This window comes from Pseudarthrobacter ribosi, from assembly GCF_055412865.1.
This window is the reverse complement of record NZ_JBVAYZ010000010.1, coordinates 35,219-56,714: the sequence shown is the minus strand read 5'-3', so window position 1 is coordinate 56,714 and position 21,496 is coordinate 35,219. Positions and strand designations below refer to the sequence as shown.

At 68.6% G+C, this 21,496-nt stretch carries 19 protein-coding genes; 13 read left to right on the top strand and 6 right to left on the bottom strand.

Going from position 1 to position 21,496, the window contains the following annotated elements:
- Positions 1-57 precede the first annotated feature (57 nt).
- From prcB to ACZYZ5_RS12000, 12 genes are all read left to right on the top strand, one after another.
- A complete protein-coding gene (prcB, locus tag ACZYZ5_RS12055) occupies positions 58-906 on the top strand; it encodes a proteasome subunit beta (protein ID WP_463901963.1) in 849 nt (282 codons plus the stop codon).
- 1 nt (position 907) lies between these two features.
- Positions 908-1,615, top strand: a complete 708-nt coding sequence (gene prcA / locus ACZYZ5_RS12050; RefSeq protein WP_463901962.1) for a proteasome subunit alpha — start codon at positions 908-910, stop codon at positions 1,613-1,615.
- Between the two features lies 1 nt (position 1,616).
- Complete coding sequence (gene pafA, locus ACZYZ5_RS12045; RefSeq protein ID WP_463901961.1) at positions 1,617-2,981, top strand: Pup--protein ligase; 1,365 nt, start codon at positions 1,617-1,619, stop codon at positions 2,979-2,981.
- 110 nt (positions 2,982-3,091) lie between these two features.
- Positions 3,092-4,030: an FKBP-type peptidyl-prolyl cis-trans isomerase gene (locus tag ACZYZ5_RS12040; protein WP_463901960.1), complete on the top strand. Its 939-nt coding sequence runs from the start codon at positions 3,092-3,094 to the stop codon at positions 4,028-4,030.
- A gap of 46 nt (positions 4,031-4,076) precedes the next feature.
- On the top strand, positions 4,077-4,472 hold the full coding sequence (locus ACZYZ5_RS12035) for an FKBP-type peptidyl-prolyl cis-trans isomerase (protein WP_354170650.1): 396 nt from the start codon (positions 4,077-4,079) through the stop codon (positions 4,470-4,472).
- A gap of 194 nt (positions 4,473-4,666) precedes the next feature.
- The gene (locus ACZYZ5_RS12030; RefSeq protein WP_463901959.1) at positions 4,667-6,700 is read left to right on the top strand and encodes a helix-turn-helix transcriptional regulator; all 2,034 of its coding nucleotides are present in this window, start codon (positions 4,667-4,669) and stop codon (positions 6,698-6,700) included.
- A gap of 26 nt (positions 6,701-6,726) precedes the next feature.
- The gene (locus ACZYZ5_RS12025; protein WP_463901957.1) at positions 6,727-7,110 is read left to right on the top strand and encodes a hypothetical protein; all 384 of its coding nucleotides are present in this window, start codon (positions 6,727-6,729) and stop codon (positions 7,108-7,110) included.
- A gap of 35 nt (positions 7,111-7,145) precedes the next feature.
- On the top strand, positions 7,146-7,415 hold the full coding sequence (gene tatA / locus ACZYZ5_RS12020) for a Sec-independent protein translocase subunit TatA (RefSeq protein ID WP_463901955.1): 270 nt from the start codon (positions 7,146-7,148) through the stop codon (positions 7,413-7,415).
- A gap of 48 nt (positions 7,416-7,463) precedes the next feature.
- Complete coding sequence (gene tatC / locus ACZYZ5_RS12015; protein ID WP_463901954.1) at positions 7,464-8,258, top strand: twin-arginine translocase subunit TatC; 795 nt, start codon at positions 7,464-7,466, stop codon at positions 8,256-8,258.
- A 24-nt stretch (positions 8,259-8,282) separates the two neighbouring features.
- Positions 8,283-11,177, top strand: a complete 2,895-nt coding sequence (locus tag ACZYZ5_RS12010; RefSeq protein ID WP_463901953.1) for a DEAD/DEAH box helicase — start codon at positions 8,283-8,285, stop codon at positions 11,175-11,177.
- A gap of 87 nt (positions 11,178-11,264) precedes the next feature.
- Positions 11,265-12,953, top strand: a complete 1,689-nt coding sequence (locus ACZYZ5_RS12005; protein WP_463901952.1) for an amidohydrolase — start codon at positions 11,265-11,267, stop codon at positions 12,951-12,953.
- Between the two features lie 451 nt (positions 12,954-13,404).
- Positions 13,405-14,154: a polyprenol monophosphomannose synthase gene (locus ACZYZ5_RS12000; protein WP_463901951.1), complete on the top strand. Its 750-nt coding sequence runs from the start codon at positions 13,405-13,407 to the stop codon at positions 14,152-14,154.
- Positions 14,155-14,332: 178 nt separating this feature from the next.
- On the opposite strand, the gene ACZYZ5_RS11995 is transcribed toward ACZYZ5_RS12000, so the two are convergent.
- The 4 genes from ACZYZ5_RS11995 to ACZYZ5_RS11980 all read right to left on the bottom strand — a co-directional run bounded on the left by ACZYZ5_RS11995 (position 14,333) and on the right by ACZYZ5_RS11980 (position 17,555).
- Positions 14,333-14,680 (bottom strand): RNA polymerase-binding protein RbpA, encoded by a 348-nt coding sequence (locus ACZYZ5_RS11995; RefSeq protein ID WP_024367218.1) that lies wholly within the window; start codon positions 14,678-14,680, stop codon positions 14,333-14,335.
- Positions 14,681-14,977: 297 nt separating this feature from the next.
- Positions 14,978-15,964 carry an SPFH domain-containing protein gene (locus ACZYZ5_RS11990; RefSeq protein ID WP_463901950.1) on the bottom strand — a complete coding sequence of 329 codons (987 nt, stop codon included), beginning with the start codon at positions 15,962-15,964 and terminating at the stop codon, positions 14,978-14,980.
- A gap of 96 nt (positions 15,965-16,060) precedes the next feature.
- The gene (locus tag ACZYZ5_RS11985; protein WP_463901949.1) at positions 16,061-16,522 is read right to left on the bottom strand and encodes an NfeD family protein; all 462 of its coding nucleotides are present in this window, start codon (positions 16,520-16,522) and stop codon (positions 16,061-16,063) included.
- Between the two features lie 157 nt (positions 16,523-16,679).
- Positions 16,680-17,555 carry a methyltransferase domain-containing protein gene (locus ACZYZ5_RS11980; protein WP_463901948.1) on the bottom strand — a complete coding sequence of 292 codons (876 nt, stop codon included), beginning with the start codon at positions 17,553-17,555 and terminating at the stop codon, positions 16,680-16,682.
- Positions 17,556-17,674: 119 nt separating this feature from the next.
- Here ACZYZ5_RS11980 and ACZYZ5_RS11975 point away from each other — a divergent pair, with 119 nt between their 5' ends.
- Positions 17,675-19,762 (top strand): S9 family peptidase, encoded by a 2,088-nt coding sequence (locus ACZYZ5_RS11975; RefSeq protein ID WP_463901947.1) that lies wholly within the window; start codon positions 17,675-17,677, stop codon positions 19,760-19,762.
- A gap of 17 nt (positions 19,763-19,779) precedes the next feature.
- On the opposite strand, the gene ACZYZ5_RS11970 is transcribed toward ACZYZ5_RS11975, so the two are convergent.
- Both ACZYZ5_RS11970 and ACZYZ5_RS11965 read right to left on the bottom strand, forming a co-directional pair.
- Positions 19,780-20,442 carry a peptide deformylase gene (locus ACZYZ5_RS11970; protein ID WP_463901946.1) on the bottom strand — a complete coding sequence of 221 codons (663 nt, stop codon included), beginning with the start codon at positions 20,440-20,442 and terminating at the stop codon, positions 19,780-19,782.
- Between the two features lie 9 nt (positions 20,443-20,451).
- Positions 20,452-21,462, bottom strand: coding sequence for a hypothetical protein (locus ACZYZ5_RS11965; protein WP_463901945.1), 1,011 nt, complete (start codon positions 21,460-21,462; stop codon positions 20,452-20,454).
- Between the last annotated feature and the right edge of the window lie 34 nt (positions 21,463-21,496).

The following is a 21,496-nucleotide window of genomic DNA, read 5'->3' as shown; positions in this document are numbered from 1 at the left end:
GTTTGCGCCGGCACAGGGCCGGAAGTCGTTGATTCACTACGTTGAGGGAGTGCACCAGTGCAGGAAACCACCGCCAACCAGGTAGCAGCCAACGCCACGTCCTCCTTCACCGAACATCTGCAGCGCCAGCGCCCCGATTTACTGCCTTTCGGCCAACTGCCGTTCGGCCATCAGCCGTCCGGCCAGCAGTTCCCGGCGGGGAACGCCGCCACACCCCTGCAGGCGCCGCACGGGACCACCATTGTTGCGCTGACCTACGCCGGAGGGGTGCTGATGGCGGGCGACCGCCGCGCCACGATGGGCAACGTCATCGCCAGCCGGCACATCGAGAAGGTGTTCCCCGCGGACCAGTATTCCGTGCTCGGCATCGCCGGCACCGCCGGGATCGCCCTCGACATCACCCGGCTCTTCCAGGTCGAACTCGAACACTACGAGAAGATCGAAGGGACCCTCCTGAGCCTCGACGGCAAAGCCAACCGGCTCGGGGCGATGGTCCGCAGCAACCTGCCCATGGCGATGCAGGGCCTCGCCGTCGTCCCGCTGTTCGCCGGTTTCGACCGTCCCGCGGGCCTGGGCCGGCTCTTCTCCTATGACGTCACCGGCGGCCGGTACGAGGAGCAGGAACACCACAGCGTCGGTTCCGGCTCGATGTTCGCGCGCGGCGCGCTCAAGAAACTCTGGCGGCCCAACCTTCCCGAGCCGGACGCCGTCTCCGTCGCCGTCGAAGCGCTCTACGACGCCGCCGACGACGACTCCGCCACCGGCGGCCCCGACCCCGTCAGGCAGCTGTGGCCGGTGGTGTACGTCGTCAACCGAACGGGTGCCGTCCGGGTGCCGGATCGCGAGCTCGCGGCAATGGCCGGCGCCATCATCGAGTCCCGGGCCGTGGCCCAGCGGGAGGCCTGAGATGACCCAGCAGTTTTACGTATCGCCCGAACAACTGATGAAGGACCGCGCGGATTTCGCGCGGAAGGGCATCGCCCGCGGGCGCTCCGTGGTGGTCATCAGCTGCCGCGACGGGATTGCCCTCGTGGCCGAAAACCCCTCGCCGTCCCTGCATAAGATCGGCGAGATCTACGACAAGATCGCGTTCGCCGCCGTGGGCAAATACAACGAATTCGAGAGCCTCCGGCAGGCCGGAGTCCGGTACGCGGATGTCCGCGGCTACTCCTACGACCGGGAGGACGTCACGGCCCGGGGCCTGGCCAGCGTCTACGCGCAGAGTCTCGGGGCGGTGTTCACCGCGGAACAAAAACCCTTCGAAGTCGAACTGGCCGTGTCCGAGGTGGGGTCCTCCCCGGAAGAGGACCACCTCTACCGGCTGACCTTTGACGGGTCGATCGCCGACGAGAAGGGCTTCATCGTGATGGGCGGCCAGGCGGACAAGGTCTCCGAGGCCGTCGCAGCGGGCTGGCAGGGCGCACTGGACTTCGCCGGCGCCATCAGGCTTGCGCTGACCGGCCTCGTTTCGGACAAGGAAACCACCACGCTGCCGCCGTCGGCCGTGGAGGTGGCGGTGCTGGACCGCGGCTCGGAAAGCAGCCGCGGCACCCGCAGGGCGTTCCGCCGGCTTGAGGACGCAGATATCACGGCATTGCTGGCTGAGGAGAACTGAGATGGACAAGCGCATTTTCGGCATTGAGACCGAGTTCGGGATTTCCTATTCGAGCCCGGAGTCACGCCCGCTGGCCCCCGAAGAGGTGGCCCGCTACCTGTTCCGCAAGGTGGTCAGCTGGGGGAGGTCCTCCAATGTCTTCCTGACCAACGGCTCCAGGCTCTACCTCGACGTCGGGTCCCATCCGGAGTACGCCACCGCGGAATGCGACGACCTCGCCCAGCTGATCGCGCACGACCGGGCCGGGGAACTCATCCTGGACGACCTCGTGGACGAGGCGCAGGAACGCCTCGCGGCGGAAGGCTTCAACGGCACCGTGTACCTGTTCAAGAACAACACCGACTCCGCCGGGAACTCCTACGGCAGCCACGAAAACTACCTCATCCCGCGGCGCGGGGAATTCTCCCGGCTGGCCGAAATCCTGATTCCGTTCCTCGTGACCCGGCAGCTGATCGCGGGCGCCGGGAAGATCCTCAAGACCCCGCACGGTGCCACGTTCGCGTTCTCCCAGCGGGCCGACCACATCTGGGAGGGCGTCTCCTCCGCCACCACCAGGTCCCGCCCGATCATCAACACCCGCGATGAGCCGCACGCGGACGCCGAGTTCTACCGCCGGCTGCACGTGATCGTGGGCGACTCCAACATGTCCGAAACCACGGCGCTGCTCAAGGTCGGAACCGTGGACCTGATCCTGCGGATGATCGAAGCCGGGGTCATCATGCGGGACATGCGGATGGAGAACCCGATCCGCAGCATCCGGGAAATCTCCCATGACCTCAGCGGCCGCGCGCTGGTCCGGCTTGCCAACGGCCGGCAGCTCACCGCCCTGGAAATCCAGCGCGAATACCTGGGCAAGGTCACGGCCTTCGTCGCGGAACAGGGAGCCCATAACCCCCACGTACCGCTGATCCTGGACCTCTGGGAACGCACCCTCGATGCGATCGAGAGCGGCGACACCAGCAAGATCGACACGGAAGTGGACTGGGCGATCAAGAAGAAGCTCATGGACAGGTACCGCTCACGGCACAACCTGGGCCTGGACGCGCCCCGGATTGCGCAGCTGGACCTGACCTACCACGACATCTCCCGAACCCGCGGACTCTACTACCTGCTCCAGTCCCGCGGTGCCGTGCGCCGCGTGGTCGATGACACCGCGGTCAAGGACGCGGTGGACGCCCCGCCCCAGACCACCCGCGCCAAGCTCCGCGGCGACTTCGTCCGGCGGGCGCAGGAACTGGGCCGCGACTACACCGTGGACTGGGTGCACCTGAAACTCAACGACCGCGCCCACCAGACCCTGTTGTGCAAGGACCCGTTCCGCAGTGTGGACGAGCGGGTGGATGCCCTGCTGAACTCTATGGGCTGACACCCAGCTTTCCACGTTATTCTGGAGGGGTGCCGTTCGCGGCCAACGCTTGCTTTGCCGCTGGCACTTGCCCGGCGAGGCGTCCATCCTGCCCCGACGAAAGTTCTTAAGTGCACCGACTACTAGCAATTCTTCTTCCCGGACTGCTGCTGCTGACCGCCTGCGGCGGCGGCGAACCAGCCGCCCCGGAACCCACCAGCCAGTCCGCCGGCGAGACCGCCAAGCTGGACTCCCTCAAGCTGACGGAGAACGGCGACAAGAAGGCACCAGGTGTTGACTTCACCAAACCCCTTGAGGTCAAGGAACCCACCGTCAAGGTGGTCAAGGAAGGTGACGGCGACCGGGTCAAGGCCAACCAGGTCGCCTCAATCTCCATCGTTGCCCTGAGCGGCAAGGACGGCTCCACCCTGGAGGACACCTTCCCGGGGGAGCCGGAGGAACTCGAACTTACCGACGACCTCAAGACCGAAAGCCCTGTCATCTACAACGCCTTCGTGGGCGCTAAGATCGGCACCCACCTCGCCCTCGCCGTTCCCGGCGCGGCAGCCGCTGAAGGCGCTGAGGCGCAGCCCACCCAGCTCCTCGTCGTCAAGGTGCTCTCCACCAAGGACGCACCCAAGGTCCTGGACAAGCCCGAGGGCGAAACGGTCACCCCGCCGGCCGGCCTGCCGACCGTCAAGGACAATGACAAGGGCATCCCGGAGATCTCCGTCGAAGGCGTCGCCGCCCCGACCGCCCTCGTCTCCCAGGACCTCATCAAGGGCACCGGCCCCGAGGTCAAGGAAACCGACACCCTCACCGTGAACTACGTCGGCGCCAAGCTGACAGACGGAACGGTCTTCGACTCCAGCTTCGACCGCGGCGAGAAGGCCACCTTCCCGCTCACCGGCGTTATCAAGGGCTGGACCCAGGGCCTGTCCGGCAAGACGGTCGGCTCCCGTGTACTCCTGGTCATCCCCAAGGACCTCGCGTACCCCGAGGCCACTGCTGAAAGTGGCCAGCCTGAAGGCGACCTCGTCTTCGTCGTCGACATCCTCGGTGTCAAGTAACCACCACACCCGCACCACCACCCAAGCCACGCTAGAAGGAGCAACCATGTCATTTGGACAGCGCAACATTGACCGCCAGAAGCCGGAAATTGACTTCCCGGAGGGCGCCGTGCCGACCGAACTGGTCATCACCGACCTCATCGAGGGCGACGGCGCCGAAGCCAAGGCCGGCGACACCGTCTCCACCCACTACGTCGGCGTGGCCTGGTCCACCGGCGAAGAGTTCGACGCCTCCTGGGGCCGCGGCGCACCGCTCGACTTCCGCGTCGGCGTCGGCCAGGTCATCCAGGGCTGGGACCAGGGCCTGTTGGGCATGAAGGTCGGCGGCCGCCGCCGGCTCGAAATCCCCTCCGAGCTGGCCTACGGCCCGCGCGGCGCCGGCGGCGCGATCGGCCCGAACGAGGCCCTGATCTTCGTCGTCGACCTCGTCGCCGTCCGCTAGTCCCCACCGGCTCCCTGCCCTCGCAAGCTCGGGCCGGGGCCCTCGCCGGCGTGGGCCCACTCAGCGGAACCACCGGCGGCCGTCCTGACCGGACGCCGACCTGCTTCACGAAGCGCGGTAACAATCGGGAAAGTTCTTCCGGCTGTTGCCGCGCTTTTGTCAGTTTCGGGCGGGGACTTTAGTACCCTTGCGGGGTGTCAGCCTCCCGTACCGAACGCCTCCTGAACCTGCTCATCGCCCTGCTCAACACCACCTACGGCCTGCGCCGCAGTGAACTGCGCGACAAGGTCTACCACGACACCAGCAGCACCGACGTCGCCTTCGGCCGGATGTTCGAACGCGACAAGGGCGAGCTCCGGCGCTTCGGCTTCGACGTCGAGACCGTCACGGACAAGGGCTGGGGTTCGGATGATCCGGCCACCACCCGCTACCGGATCGGCAAGGACTCCAACCGGCTTCCGGACGTCAACCTCACCCCGGCAGAGTGCACCGTGCTCATGCTCGCGGCCCAGCTCTGGGAGCATGCCGCCCTGGGCTCCGCCGCGCTCAACGCGGTGCGCAAGCTGCAGGCCTCCGGCGGCCTGGTCGACGCCGAGCTCCCCGCCGGGGTCCAGCCGCGGATCCGACCCGCGGGACAGGCGTTCGAGGACCTCGTCGCGGCCATGCACGCCCAGCATCCCGTCAGCTTCCGCTACCTCGCCGGCAGCACCGGCAAGGAAGAGGAGCGGCTCGTGGAACCCTGGGGACTCGGCAGCCGCTTCGGCCAGTGGTACCTCGTAGCCCACGACAGGGCCCGGGGGGACAAGCGCTTCTTCCGCCTCTCCCGCGTCACGTCCGCCGTGACCGTCCTGGAGAAGGAAAGTTTCACCCCGCCGGCGGACTTCAACGTGCGCGCCGAACTGGCCGGGCTCGCGGAGCTTCCGGTCCGGACGGCCGAGGTCGATGTCCAGCCCGGCAGGGTGCACGGACTCCGCAAACGCGCCCTCCCCGGCCCCGTGGCCGACACCGGCGCCGGGTTGCCCGCCACGGGCCGGGACCGCCTCAGCATGCCGTTCCGGGACGTCGAGACGTTCGCCGAGGAACTCGCCTCCTACGGGCCCCTGGCGGTCGCGGTGTCCCCGCCCGAACTTGTCAGCTCTGTGCGGCGGCGCCTGGCCGCCGCGGCCGACTTCGCCGCGGCGCCCGTCCCGCCGATCGCTTTCCCGGCGGCCGCTCTCCCGTCAGACTCTTCCCTTGCGGCCGCTTTCGCTCCGGCAAAACCGCGCCACGGCCGCAAACGCACCTCCGAGGACCAACTGACCCGGATGCTCCAGCTGGTGCCGTTCCTGGTGCACAACCAGGGCCTGCACATCAGCGACGTGGCGCAGAAATTCGGGATCACCCGCAAGGAACTGGAAGCGGACCTGCGGATCCTGATCTGCTCCGGCCTGCCCGAGGGCTACCCGGACGACCTGCTGGACATCCAGTGGGACGACGACCACGTGACCATCTCCGAGCACCTCGACCTGAACCGGCCCGTCCGCTTCACCGTGGAGGAGGCCTGCGCCCTGCTGACGGGGCTGGAGACGCTCAACGGCCTGCCGGAGCTGGCCGAGGGCGGCGCCCTGGAATCCGTCACGCTCAAGCTCATGGCAGCGGCGGGGGAGGAAGGCCTCAAAGCGGCCGCCCTGTCCGGCCCGGAAGTGGGGCCCGAGAACTCCGCAGCGCTGGAAACGGCGCGCGAAGCCATCCGGACCGGCGCCCAGCTGCGGCTGCGCTATTTCTCGCCGCTGCGGGACACGGTTTCTGAACGCAACATCGATCCGCTGCGGCTCTACTCGCTGGATAACACCTGGTACCTCGAGGCGTACTGCCATTCCGCGCAGGGGCTGCGCAACTTCCGGCTGGACCGGATCGAAGCCCTGGAAAGCACCGGCCTGCCCGTCTCGGAGACGGCAGCCCCGGGCAGCAGTTTCCCCGTCAAACTCTTCACCCCGAACGACGACGACACGGTGGTGGTGGTTGAACTGACCCGCCGCGGCATCGGCCTGGCCGATGAGTACTACGCGGAGCGGACGGCGGAACTTCCCGGCGGCGGGCTGCTCGCCGAAATCCGCTTCGGCAGCACCGGCTGGTTGCCGATGTTCGTGGCCCAGCACGGCGGGACGGCCCGGATCCTCCAGCCCGAAGATCTGGCGGAGGCGTCCCGGGAGTGGCTGGCCGCCGGCCTGGCCAATTATGAAGACTAACCGGTGCGGCGGCTAGACTACTCAGCATGCCTTGGTGGTCCTGGATCGTAATCTGGATAGCGCTCGTCGCGCTGTCACTGTTGTTCTTTGTTGTGCTCGGCGCCCGGTTGTTCCGGAAGTTCATGGTCACGGCCAAGGAACTCGGCGATGCGGGGGAGCGGTTCTCCACCTTCCCGGCCGCGGCCGCCCCGTCCCTCGACGGTGCCGGCGCCGGCGGCCCGGGCGCGGCCAGCCAAAGCGCGGAACCGCTGATCGAACCCGGATCCGCCGTTTTCGCCTCCCCCATACAGCTGGGGCATGACTACCGGGCGGACAAGATGGCCCGCCAGGAAGCCCGCCGCCGGCGCCGCGTCCAGCGCAGGCGGGACCGCGGGCAGCCCCAGCGGCTGCACGACATCGAATTGACTTAGACGTAGGATGTATTCAAACGAAAGGACTTCCTGTCATGAGGCTTGAAGGCTGGCATCTCATCATCATAATCGTTCTGGCACTGGTGCTTTTCGCTGCGCCCAAGCTGCCCGGCATGGCCCGGAGCCTTGGCCAGTCGATGCGCATCTTCAAGTCGGAAGTCCGGGAGATGAAGAAGGACGGCGCCACGGACACCACAGACGGCTCTGAGCCCGTCGAAGGCCGGGTCGTGAACCACCCGAAGTCCGCCGGCACGGAAACCCGCACCGGAGACGGAACCGACGTTCCGCCGCCGAACCGCGCCTAACACCGCGTGGCAGTAACCATGGGCCGCCGGTCGAACCCCGAGGGGAGGATGGCCCTCCTCGATCACCTGAAAGAACTGCGGAACCGACTCTTCAAGTCCGCGATCGCCGTCGTCCTGGGGACCGTCGTCGGGTTCCTCGTCTACCAGCCCATGCTTGCGGCGCTGATCAAACCGATCGCCGATCTCAATGAACACGAGGGCCGGCAGGCGACGCTGAACTTTGACGGCGTGGCCAGCTCGTTTGACCTCATGATCCAGGTCTCCGTCTTCCTGGGCCTGATCGTCGCGAGCCCGGTCTGGCTGTACCAGCTGTGGGCATTCATCGTCCCCGGCCTGCACAAGAAGGAACGCAGGATGGCGCTGTCCTTCGTGGCGGCCGCCGTACCGCTGTTTGTGGGCGGCGTCCTGCTGGCCTGGCTGGTGCTTCCGAACGCGGTCCGGGTACTGACCGACTTCACCCCCTCCGGCGGCTCCAACTTCATCAGCGCCCAGGTGTACCTGGCGTTTGTGCTGCGGCTCCTGCTCGCCTTCGGCATCGCGTTCCTGCTCCCGGTGGTCCTCGTCGGGCTGAACCTGGCAGGAATCATCAAGGGCAAGCAGCTCGTCAAGAGCTGGCGCATCACCGTGTTCCTGGTCTGCCTCTTCGCCGCCATGGCCGCGCCCGGAGCCGACGCAATGAGCATGTTCTACCTTGCCGGGCCGATGCTGCTCCTGTTCTTCGCTGCCATCGGACTGTGCCTGCTCAACGACCGCCGGCGGGAACGGCGCGCCGTCAAACGGGCTGAGGAGACAGAGGCCACCGCGGACCGGGCGACTCCCAGTTCCGAGCTGGAAAATCTCTAGCCCTTGGCGCACTAGGCTGGAACCATGTCTTCAATACCCGGGCCGGACTCGCCGTCTGAACGCTACCGTGCCAGCGTCGAGCGGGCCGCAGAAGCGAAAACCTATCTGGGTGGCTTCATCCGTTCGCTTGCCTTCGACCTCGACGACTTCCAGCGCGAAGCGTGCCTGTCCCTGCAGGCCGGCCGCGGGGTCCTGGTGGCCGCCCCCACGGGTGCCGGCAAGACGATCGTGGGGGAGTTCGCCATCTACCTGGCGCTCCGGCGCGGGCTCAAGGCCTTCTACACCACCCCGATCAAGGCCCTGTCCAACCAGAAGTACTCGGAGCTGGCGGACAAATACGGTGCCGACCGGGTGGGGCTGCTGACCGGCGACACCAGCATCAACGGCGACGCCCCGGTGGTGGTGATGACCACCGAGGTGCTCCGCAACATGCTCTACGCCGACTCCAGCACCCTGGCCGACCTAGGCTATGTCGTGATGGACGAGGTGCACTACCTCGCGGACCGCTTCCGCGGCGCGGTCTGGGAAGAGGTCATCATCCACCTGCCCAGCGAAGTCCAGGTCGCCTCGCTCAGCGCCACCGTCTCCAACGCCGAGGAGTTCGGGGCCTGGCTGGACACGGTGCGCGGCCAGACCGACGTCATCGTATCCGAGCATCGGCCGGTACCGCTGTGGCAGCACGTGATGGTGGGCCGGAAGATCGTGGACCTCTTCGCCGGCGACACCAGCTTCGATGAGATCGCCCCGGCCGGCGAGGCCGCCGTGTCCGCTGTATCCGCCACCGCGGAAACCGCCGACCTGAGCGCCCGCCCCGGCTTCGAGGTCAACCCCGAGCTGCTTTCCATGGCCCGCGCCGAGAGCCAGATGAACTTCCGCGGACGCTTCGGCCAGGGCGGCCGCAACGTCCGGCGCCAGCGGAACCAGCGTGACGACGCACCGCAGGGCGGCCCGCGCAGCCCGGTCCGGAAGGCCAGCCGCCCCCAGGTCATCGCCAGCCTGGACCGGCAGGACCTGTTGCCGGCCATCACCTTCATCTTTTCCCGCGCAGGCTGCGACGCCGCGGTGGCACAGTGCGTCGCTGCCGGGCTGTGGCTGACCACCGAGCAGGAACAGCTCATCATTGCCCGGCGCGTCGACGAGGCCGCACAGGACATCCCCTCCGACGACCTGGACGTGCTCGGCTTCTGGAGCTGGCGCGACGGGCTGCTCCGCGGCCTCGCGGCCCACCACGCCGGCATGCTGCCCACCTTCAAGGAAGTCGTCGAGAAACTCTTCGTCGACGGGCTCGTCAAGGCCGTGTTCGCGACCGAAACCCTGGCGCTCGGCGTCAACATGCCGGCACGCTCCGTGGTACTGGAGAAGCTCGACAAGTTCAACGGGGAAGCGCACGTCAACATCACGGCGGGGGAGTACACCCAGCTGACCGGGCGCGCCGGCCGCCGCGGGATCGACGTCGAGGGCCACGCCGTCGTGCTGTGGCAGCCCGGCACGGATCCGGCGTCCGTCGCCGGCCTCGCCTCGCGGCGCACCTACCCGCTGAACTCCAGCTTCCGGCCGACGTACAACATGTCGATCAACCTGCTGGCGCAGTTCGGCCGGCCCCGGGCCCGGGAGATCCTCGAGTCCTCCTTCGCCCAGTTCCAGGCAGACCGCTCCGTCGTCGGGCTGGCCAAACAGGTCCGCAGCCGCGAGGAATCCCTGGCCGGCTTCAGCAAGGCGATGAGCTGCCACCTCGGCGACTTCACCGACTACTCCCGGATCCGGCGGGCGCTCTCCGACGCCGAGAAGAACGCCTCCCAGACCAGCTCCCGGGCGAGGAAATCCGTGACCGAGGATTCCCTGAGCAGGCTGCTCCCCGGGGACGTGGTGGACGTGCCCACCGGCCGGGCGCCCGGACTCGCCGTCGTCCTCAGCTCCGACCACCACTCCCGCGAGCCGCGGCCCGCCGTGATGACTCTGGACAACCAGCTGCGGCGGATCGGCACCCAGGACGTGGAAGGGCCGCTGGCTCCCATCACCCGGGTCCGGATCCCGAAATCCTTCAACGCCAAGGTGCCCAAGTCACGGCGAGACCTGGCGTCCTCGGTCCGGAACGCCCTCCGGGAAAACCGGCCCCCCGCGCCGCCGAGCCGGAACGACGACTTTGGCCGCGCCGCCGCCCTTCCGGACCAGGAAAGGAAGATCGCCGAGCTGCGCCGCGAACTCCGCGCACACCCGTGCCATGGCTGCAGCGAACGCGAGGACCACGCGCGCTGGTCCGAGCGCTATTGGAAGCTGCGCCAGGAAACCGACGGGCTGGTGCGCCAGATCCAGGGCCGCACCAACACCATCGCCAAGACCTTCGACCGGGTCTGCGGCGTCCTGTCCAGCTACGGCTACCTGGAAACTTCCGACGCCGGGGTGCTCACCATCAGCGCCGACGGGCAGCGGCTGCGCCGGATCTACGGCGAGAAGGACCTGCTGATTTCGCAGTCCCTGCGGCTGGGCGCCTTCAGCGACCTGGACGCCGCCGAGGTCGCCGCCGTCGCCAGCGTCCTGGTCTACCAGGCCAAGCGTGAGGACCGCGGGCTCCGGCCCAAGATGCCGAGCGTGTCATTGGAATCCGCCGTCGACATTGTGGTGCGTGAATGGTCCGCCCTGGAGGACGTCGAGGAAGCCAGTAAGCTTCCCCTGACCGGTGAACCCGAGCTCGGCCTGGTCTGGCCGATTTTCAAGTGGGCCAAGGGCCGGCACCTGCAGGACGTCCTCAGCGGCACCGACCTGGCCGCGGGCGACTTCGTCCGCTGGGTCAAGCAGGTCATCGACCTGCTGGACCAGATCGCAAAGATCCCGTCGCTGGACCCCAGGGTCTCGCGGCTGTGCGGGGACGCGATCAAACTCATCAAGCGCGGCGTCGTCGCGTATTCCTCCGTGGCCTGACCGCCGCGGCCGGCCCACCGGCCGGAACATCCGCCGTCGAACACGTCCGGCCCGCGCCGGCCACCAGCAACAAGGAGTCCCCGACCCATGACCGATTCACCGGCCGCCCCCGCGCCGCACAAGGTAACGCTGTACCGCAACGGCTCCGTGTACACCGCCGCCGATCCCTTTGCGACGGCGATGCTGGTCGACGGCGACACCGTCGCCTGGGTCGGCTCCGAGCAGGCGGCCACCTCGATTGAGGACGCCTCGATGGAGGTCATCGACCTGCACGGCGCGCTCCTCGCCCCCGGCTTCGTCGATTCCCACATCCATCTCACGGAAACGGGAATCGCCCTGGACTCGCTGCAGCTCGGCGGGGTCCGCTCGGCCCGGGAACTGCTCGACGCCGTTGCCGGCTTCAGCATGTCCGCGGCCGGCGCGGGCGGCACCGTGCTGGGCCATGGCTGGGACGAGACCCAGTGGGCTGACTCCGCCCTGCCCACGCGCGAGGAACTGGAACGCGCTGCCGGCGGGCGGCAGGTCTACCTCTCCCGTGTCGACGTGCACTCGGCGCTCGTGTCCACCTCCCTGGCGGCAGCCGCCGGCCTCACCGGCACCAACGGCTCCGGCACCAACGGCTCCGGTACCAACGGCCCCGGCACGGGCGGCCAGGTCAAGCAGTCCGCGCACACGGCCGCCCGGCTCGCGGCGCGCCAGCTGCCGTCCGCGGCGCTCCGCGGCTATCAGCAGCGTGCCCTCGCCGAGGCAGCAGCCAACGGTTACGTGGCCCTGGCGGAAATGGCTGCCCCGCACATCGGCAGCATCGAGGACCTCCGGCTTGCCGCGGCCTGGAACACCGGCCCGGACGCGGTTCCGGAGATCCTGCCGTACTGGGGCGAGCTGGCCGGCTCCGCGGACCATGCCGGGTCCATCCTGGACAGCCTGGGCGTGCCCGTCCTCGGGCTCGCGGGGGACCTGAACATCGACGGCTCAATCGGTTCGCGGACCGCGGCCCTGCGGCAGGACTACAGCGACGCCGCGGGGGAGCGCGGCAGCCTGTACCTCTCGTCCGCGGAGGCCGCGGCCCACCTGGCAGCGTGCTCGCTGCTCGGGATCCAGGCAGGCTTCCACGTCATCGGCGACGCCGGCCTCGACGCCGCGCTGGACGCGCTGGACCGGGCGGCGGCCGAAGTCGGAGAGCAGAAGGTCCGCGCCGCGGGCCACCGCCTGGAACATGTCGAGCTCGCCGATGCGGATGCCATCCGCCGGCTGGCCAACTACTCCGTGACGGTCAGCGCGCAGCCCGGCTTTGATGCTGCCTGGGGCGCGGAGGACGGCCTTTACCAGCAGCGCCTGGGATCCCGGCGCAGCGGCATGAATCCCTTTGCTTCCCTCTACGCCGCCGGCGTCCCGATCTGCTTCGGCAGTGACAGCCCGGTCACGCCGTTGCGGCCCTGGTCCAGCGTCCGGGCCTGCCTGCAGCACAACAACCCGGCCGAACGGATCTCGGCCCGCGCCGCGTTCCTCGGTCACACCCGCGCCGGCTGGCGGGCCGCCCGGTACCGGAACCCGATGGCCGGCCAGCTGGTACCCGGCGCCCCCGCCAGCTTCGCCGTGTGGGAAGTCGAGGAACTCATGGTCCAGGTGGCCGACGGCCGGGTCCAGTCCTGGAGCACGGACCCCCGCGCGCGGACGCCGCTGCTGCCGGCACTGGACGCCGGTTCCGAGCCGGTGTGCCTGCAGACCGTCAGGGACGGCCGGGAACTGTTCGCCAGCGGCTCGCTGAGGAGCTGACGGCCGGCCCGGAAACGCCGGGCCGGCCCGAAACTTCGCCGGCCACAAGGCGGCCCTGACCTGCGATGACGGACGAAACGGCAGGTCACGGAGCGGTTGACAGATCGGGGCCGCCCCGTAGCATTGAGGGGCACGGAGGGTTGTGTACGCCGCAGACTCCGGACGTCCCCCGGTCAGTTCCAGGTTGCCGCCAGCGCGGCAGCTTCTTCGGGCATGGCCATGGGTACTCCCAGGGGGCGGGTCCACTTCGCAGCAGAAAACGGTTCCGGCGGCGCTTTTCGCGCCCTGCCGCAACTGGCCCGAGGCGGGTGGACCTGCCCGGGACGTGCCCGGGGGACCGGCATCGGCCTCAGCGGCCGCGGCGACTCCCTATAATGGAGAGTTGCGCCTGGTGTCAGCTAAGCCCTGACCGCCCGGCTCTCGACCGCTCCCTTCAAGGAAAGGCCCCGCTGTGCGTGTCCTCACGATCATCCCGACCTACAACGAGCTGGAATCGTTGCCCAAGACCCTCGGGCGGCTGCGCACGGCGGTGCCAGGCTCCGACGTCCTGGTTGTCGACGACAACAGCCCCGACGGCACCGGGCAGCTGGCGGACCGCTTCGCCGCTGAGGACAGCCAGGTCCACGTCCTGCACCGCGCCGGGAAGGCCGGACTCGGAGCGGCCTATATCGCCGGATTCAAATGGGGACTCGACGCCGGCTACGACGTCCTCGTGGAGATGGACGCCGACGGCTCGCACCAGCCGGAGCAACTTCCCCAGCTGCTCGAGGCCGTGGAGCAGGGTGCCGACCTGGCCATGGGTTCCCGCTGGGTGCCCGGCGGCAGTGTCGTCAACTGGCCGCTGTACCGGCAGGCGATCTCCCGCGTGGGCAGCACCTATGCCCGGATCATGCTGGGCATCAGGATCAAGGACGTCACCGGCGGGTTCCGTGCGTTCCGCCGGAGCACGCTGGAGAAACTTGACCTGAACACCGTCGACTCGGTCGGCTACGGCTTCCAGGTGGACCTGGCCTGGCGCGTCGCAAAGCTCGGCCTGGTGATCGTCGAACGCCCCATCACTTTCGTCGAGCGCGAGCTGGGCGACTCGAAGATGAGCGGCAATATCGTGGTCGAAGCCATGATCAATGTCACCAGGTGGGGCCTCACCGCCCGGTGGAACACGCTCGCCGGAAAGCTGGCCGGCAAAATAGCCGTCAAGTAGGGCCACCACAGACAGCCGCGCCCCGGCAGGGAAAAGCAAAGGGCCGGACACGCATCGTCGGTGACGTGCGTGTCCGGCCCTTCCCAAAACAACTCAGGGTCACGTCCAGTCCATCCGATGCCTCCGGATGGGCCGAAGTTGACCCCGCATTGCTTGAAGTGGCTGGTGCGGGTGCTGTCTAAGCCGAGCGCCGTTCGCCGCGGCGTTCACGCAGGATCGTGAGGCGGTCCTCGAGGATCTGCTCGAGTTCGGGCAGCGACCGACGTTCCAGGAGCATGTCCCAGTGCGTGCGGACTGCCTTCTCGTTGAGGTTCACGGGGCGTTCGCCGTCGACGAGCAAGGCTTCCTTGCCGGTCTTCGACACCCATACCGGGGGGATCTCCGCTTCGGAGGAGAAGGTCACGAATACCTGCTCGCCATCCGCGCAGCGGTACTCAACCCGCTGGCGCGGAGCCGGCTCGACACCGGATTCGGTCTCCATGCTCTGTGCGCCAAGGCGCATACCCCGCAGGCTGCGATCGCTCATCTTTTCTCCCTCTATTCGGTTCGTAGGGTCATGCCCTGCGTTAGCCGGGGGCTGTGAGACCGCGCCGGACTACTGTCTGCACTGCGCCGTTTCACTGGACCCAAACCGGATGAATCGTCACTGGATAAAACGCTTTGCGAAGCTTAATTGTTCCGTCGGACTGAACCGGCCGGACAAATATTCAAGTATACGGGAACAAGGCACCCCGGGTAAAGCCTGCTGTGGTGGGGTGGCGGTTCAGCGCAACACAACGGGGAGGCACCCGCCGCGCGGATGCCTCCCCGTTAGTTGAAGGGCCTAGGCCTCCGGATGCCCCGGGACACCGGCGGCCGGCGCAGTCGGGCGGGTAGCAGAGGGTTCCGCCGCGGCGTCGGAATCGGGGCCGAACAGCCCGTCATTGAACTGGCCGTCCTTGCTGCCGCCCAGCGCGTTGCCGATGCCTTTGAGGGCTTCGCCGACTTCGCTCGGGATGATCCAGAGCTTGTTTGCGGACCCTTCGGCGATTTTCGGGAGCGTCTGCAGGTACTGGTAGGCGAGGAGCTTCTGGTCCGGGTTGCCCTTATGGATCGCGTCGAAGACCTTCTGGATGGCCTGGGCCTCGCCGTCGGCCCGAAGGATCGCCGCCTTCGCGTCACCTTCCGCTTTAAGGATCGAGGACTGCCGCTGGCCCTCGGCGGTGAGGATGGCGGACTGCTTGGTGCCTTCAGCCGTCAGGATCGCGGCGCGGCGGTCACGCTCGGCGCGCATCTGCTTCTCCATCGAGTCCTGGATGGAGTGGGGCGGATCGATCGCCTTGAGCTCCACCCGGGAGACCCGGATGCCCCAGCGGCCGGTCGCGTCGTCCAGGACGCCGCGGAGCTGCCCGTTGATCTGGTCGCGCGAGGTCAGGGCCTCTTCGAGGTTCAGGCCGCCGACGACGTTGCGGAGTGTCGTGGTGGTGAGCTGTTCAACCGCCTGGATGTAGTTGGCGATCTCGTAAGTGGCCGCCCGCGCGTCGGTGACCTGGAAGTAGACCACCGTGTCGATTGAGACCACGAGGTTGTCCTCGGTGATCACCGGCTGCGGCGGGAAGGAGACCACCTGTTCACGCAGGTCAAGCAGCGGCAGCAGCCGGTCCACGAACGGGATCAGGATCGTGAGGCCGGGGTTCAGCGTTCGCTGGTACTTGCCCAGCCGTTCGACGACGCCGGCGCGGGCCTGCGGGACAATCCGCACCGCCCGGACGAGCACGATTATTACGAACGCAACGAGAACCAGCAGCACGATTGCGACTGCGATATCCATACATCACCTATTCCCCAGATTGGTCTTGCTATGGTGTGCGGCGGTTTCCCGCTGCCTGCCCGGTGCCGGTGGCGGCCGCCGGAATTCTTGCGGGTGCTACTGGATGGCGGTTTCCGGCTGCGGGGCGACGACGGCCGTGGCGCCGTCGATCGCGCTGACAATCGCGTGCTGTCCGGGTGCCAGGACGCCGGTTTCGGAGCGGGCGCTCCAGACGTCGCCGCCGATTTTCACCAGGCCGCCGGTTGCGGTCACCGGCTCCATAACAAGGGCGGATTCGCCGATCAGCCGTTCGACGTTGCTGCGGCGGTCGGCCGGACCCTTATGCAGGTGTTTGAGCGCGACGGGACGGACGAAGCCGATCATCAGGAGGGAGACCACACAGAAGGCCACGACCTGCAGGCCGACGTCGGCGCCGGCCAGGGCCGCCACCAGTCCGGCGAGGGCTCCGCCGCCAAGCATGATGAAGAACAGGTCGAGGGTGATCATCTCCACCACGGCAAACACCAGGAACACCGTGAGCCACAGCGCCCACCAGTTTTCGGGTAGCCATTCGAACATCTTTTCCCCCTTTGCCCCTGGGGCTGCACGTGCAGACCCTCAGTCACTGTGATTCCATCCTAAGCCGAACGGCAACGCCTGCGGTGGGCCGGGGAAGGCACTTGGCGATAGTGGCCAAGTCGTTACCTGCGGGCACTCCGTGGCACTGGTGGAGCCACTAGCGGAGCGGCACGAAAACGCTGATCCGGAACCGGGCCGACACTGCGGTCAGCGGCGGAAGCCCGGCGGCGAGGGACGCCAGCGCTCCGCGGTCCAGGTGGTGTCCGGCCGGGCCCATGAGCGCCAGCCGGGCGACGTCCGCGGGGGTCAGTTGGAGCGGCACGTCCAGGTTGTCGGCGGGGAGCGCCGAAAAGTGTCCCACTAGCGAGGCCGCGAGCCGCTCGTCTTTAGCCGGTTCGATCCCGAGCATGCCGGCCTGGCCTGCCACCTCCTCGAGGTGGCCCGGCCGGGGAGTGACCACCACCAGCCGGCCGCCCGGGCGGAGCACCCGGGCGAACTCTGCCGCGTTGCGCGGCGCGAAGACCACGGTGACGACGTCGACGGCACCGTCGGCGACCGGCAGCGGCTGCCACACGTCCCCAACAAGGTTGATGGCTTCCGGGTTCAGTTTTGCGGCCCGGCGGAGCGCGAACTTCGAGATGTCCAGGCCGATCGCTCCCGCGGGCCTCCGGTCCAGCGCCGCCCGGTCCAGCAGGGCCCGGAGGTAATGGCCGGTCCCGGTTCCGGCGTCCAGCACCGTCCCTGGCGTTTCAGCGGTTCCGCCGGCGAGGGCCGGGACCGCCCGTTCCGCCACGGCTGCGGCGAGCGGACGGTAATGCCCGGCGGAGAGGAAGTCGAAGCGTGCCGCCACCATGTCGGCCGTGTCCGCTTCGAAAACGGTGCCCTTGCCGACGAGGAAGTTGAAGTACCCCTGTTTCGCCGCGTCAAAGCGGTGGCCGGCCGGACACCCGAGGGTGCGGCCGGCGTCGTCGCTGAATCCGAGGCGGTCCCGGCAGACCGGGCACAGCAGGGCGACAGCGGAGGCGGGGGGCATAGTGTCCATCCTAGGGGTGGGGCGCGCGGCCCCGGCCGGCAGGGCCGCACCTCCCGGCGATCCCGCCCGCCGGGGTGATCCATTTCACAGCCGGGGAAACTGGGGCTAGGCTCTCACACGTGAAATCCGAACATCTGCCGCTCCTGAATTCCGTCTCCGCGCCTGCCCTGCATCCGGACGGCACACGTGCCGTGGTGTCCGTGATCCGGCCCGACTTCGACGCCGACGCCTACGTCGGCCAGCTGTGGACGGTGCCGCTGGACCCGGACCAGCCGCCGCGCCGCCTGACCCGCGGATTCCGCGACACGGCGCCGGACTTCTCCCCGGACGGGCAGGTGCTGGCATTCCTGCGCGCCGCGGCCGGCGGCAAACCCCAGCTCCATATCGTGGAGGCCGCCGGCGGGGAGCCGCAGCCCGTCACCGACGCGCCGCTGGGCGTGTCGGCGTTCGCCTGGTCGCCCGATTCCCGGCAGCTTGTCTACAGTGCCCGGACTCCGGAGGACGGCCGCTACGGCAGTACCGAGGGGGTCTCCGCCGGCGGCGAGGACGCGCGGCTGATCACCGAATATCAGTACCGGATGAACGGCGTCGGATATACCGCTGACAAGCCCGTCCAGCTCTTCCTTGTCGAGGTTCCGGACCCCGGCGCGGAACCCAAGGTGGCGCCCCAGGGCAGGGCGTTGAAGGCCCGTACCGCGGCGCCGTCGGGTCAGCCCGCGCCCGACGCCGGCGGCGCGCCGGCCGGGCTGCTGCCGGCCGCGCGGCAGCTCACCACCGCTGCCACCGACCACACGGGCGCGAGCTTCAGCACCGACGGGCGCACCATCTACTTCACAGCCGCCCTGCATAAGGGCAGCGACAACGATCTCGCCAGTGGCATCTACCGCATCGCGGTGGGGCAGGGCTCCGCAGGAGCGGAAACAGGAGGGGAACCGGAACGGGTCGCCCCGGCCAACACCGGCCGGCAGAGTGTCCATGCCGTCCGCGAGTCATGGGACGGGCAGTGGCTGTTCTTCCTCGCCCAGGATCTTGGCCCGTCGGGTCAGGACTTCGTGGCGCGCAACACCGCGCTCTACGTGGTGCCGGCGGGCGGCGGCGACGCCACCCGCCTGAGCGACGTCGAAACGATGGACCTCGGCTGCAACGGCCGGCTCGAATTGGGCGGTCCCGACTCGGTGCTGCCGCTGAACAACGCCCGGGGAACGGTCGAGCTGCTGGAGTTCCAGGCCGCCGGGAACCATGAGGTACTGGCCCGCGACGGGCGGGTGGTCACGGGTGGCGCCGCCAGCGGCGGTTCGCTGGTGGTCAGTTTCGCCGACGCCTCGACCGCGGGCGACGTCGCCGTGGTCGACGGCGGGCAGCTGCGTGTCCTGACCGATTTCTCCGCACCGCTGCGCTCTGGCGCCGGAATCATCGAACCGCTCGAACTCACCGTACCGTCCCGCGACGGCTACCCGGTCCACGGCTGGCTCGTGAAACCGCCAGGCCAGGGACCGCACCCGGTCCTGCTGAACATCCACGGCGGCCCGTTTGCCCAGTTCACCGGGGCCTTTTTCGACGAGGCGCAGGTCTACGCCGCGGCAGGATACGCCGTCCTGATGTGCAACCCCCGCGGGTCCGCCGGCTACGGCCAGCAGCACGGGCGGGCCATCAAGGAGAAGATGGGCACCCTGGACATGCAGGACGTCCTGGCCTTCCTCGACGGCGCACTCGGCAAGTACGAGGAACTCGATGCCGGGGCGCTCGGCATCATGGGTGGTTCCTACGGCGGCTACCTCACCGCCTGGACCATCAGCCATGACCACCGCTTCAAGGCCGCCATCGTGGAACGCGGATTCCTCGATCCCGTGAGTTTCACCGGTTCCTCCGACATCGGCTGGTTCTTCGGCGGGGAGTACACCGGCCGTTCGGCCGAGCAGATGGCGGCGCAAAGCCCGATGGCCCGGGTGCAGCACGTGCGCACACCGTCCCTGGTCATCCACAGCGAGGAGGACCTCCGCTGCCCGGTGGAGCAGGGCCAGCGGTATTTCACCGCGCTGAAACAGCTCGGGGTGGAGGCTGCGTTCCTGGTCTTCCCCGGCGAGAACCATGAATTGTCACGTGCCGGGACGCCGCACCACCGCAGGCAGCGCTTCGACCAGATCCTCCGCTGGTGGTCCCGCCACCTTCCGACGGCGGCAAATCCCGGCTCTGCGGCCCGGGACTGAGGGGCGGAGCCGGAGCGTCACGGGCCCGGGAGGAACCCGAGTTCCTTTCGGGCGAGGCTGATGTCGGGCTGGGCCCAGCGTGCGGAGTACTCGGCGTTGCTACTGAGGGAGCGCAGCTCGGCCCGGTCCAGGTACAGGATGCCGTGCACGTGGTCGGTTTCGTGCTGGACAATCCGGGCCTGCCAGCCCGTGAATTCGCGCTGCTGCCGGGTTCCGTCCGGTGCCGCGAAATCCAGCCGCACCGACACGGGCCGGTTCACGGCGGCCTGAAGTCCGTTCACTGAGAGGCACCCTTCATAGAACGCCACCGTAGAGCCGTCCGTCGGCTGGTAGGACGGGTTGAGCATCGCGAAGAACGGCAGCGGCTCCCGTCCGCGGACGGTGGCGACCTCAGGGTCGACGTCGAACTGGTCCTCGAGCACGGCGAGCTGCAGCGGTATGCCGAGCTGCGGAGCCGCTAGGCCCACGCCCGGCGCCTTGTGCATCACGCTGCGCATCAGGTCGATCAGCTGGCCCAGTTCGGCGCCACTCACTTGCCCGTCGAAGGGCGTGGCGAGCTGCCGCAGCACCGGGTGTCCGGCCTGGACAATGGCGGGGAGCACTCCGGCAGTCAGAATCTGCTGGACGGCTTCATGGATGCGGGCGGCGCTGAAGTCATTGGGCTTGGCGTCAGGGGACATGGCAACAGACTACTGGCGTCCGCAAGCCGTTGTAATGAAATCGTAGATGCGTCCACGCAGCAGCGCTCCCGCGTCGACTTTCAGGACGCCGTCCCGCCCGCCCGCGGACACCCTCAAGGGCAACAGGGTGCCCACTTTGTCGTCCGCAATGGCGTGCGGATCGCAGCGTGCCGGCCGGATGCCCAGCCGGAACTGCTGGCTGGCGCCGCCGGCATGGACCAAGACGGAGCGCGGCCAGGGAGCGCTTTGGTCCTCTTCGAGCAAGGTGGTCCCGTCGATCCGGTTGATCGTCAGGGTCCCCGTTGAACCGGGATTCGCGGCGCCGGGGGTGCTCCGCGGCGTGACGGCAAGTGTCAGCACGGCGCTTTGCGCGTCCGCGGACACCTCAAGTTCCGGTTCCAGCCGCAGCCCGGCGACCGCAGCGGCCGCCTGGGCCAGGCACATTTCCGCGTTGTTACGCTCCAGCACCCCGTAAGGGTCAGCAGCGGGCACTGTTGTGACCGGGCCGGCTGTGGCAGGGCCGGTTGTGGCCGGGCCGGTTGCACCGGTCGCGGGGCCGGTGCCGCCGAAGGGGGCAAAACGGAGTTCCACCGCCGCGCCATCGCTCGCCGGCGCCGTCCGGAATCCGCACGCCGGGTGCCGCAGTTGTGCCGGCAGGATCTTGGTCTGGCCCGGCGGGAGCTCGATCCCGGCGGGCGCCGGCTGCCACTCGATGGTGCCGGAAAAGAGCGGGCTGGCCACGCCGGCGCTGAGCACAGTCAGCGGGCCGGCGGTGTTGTTCGTCAACTGCACGGCAATGATCTGCTGGCTGTAGTTGTCGCGGAGCTGGTTGATCACCGCGGTGACCGGGGCCGCTGCCGTGGGCGTCGGCGTGCCGGACGGCGCACTGCCGGTGCCGAACGCACCGGCGCCGCAGGAGGCGGTCAGGGCGAGGGCAGCGCCGGCCGCGGCAAGTCTGCCCGCCGGGAAGCGACGGTTTCCGCCGGCCGGGCGTCGCAGGAGCGGGGGGAAGCGGCCCATGGGGCCAGTGTATTCCGGGCCCACGCCCGTGTGA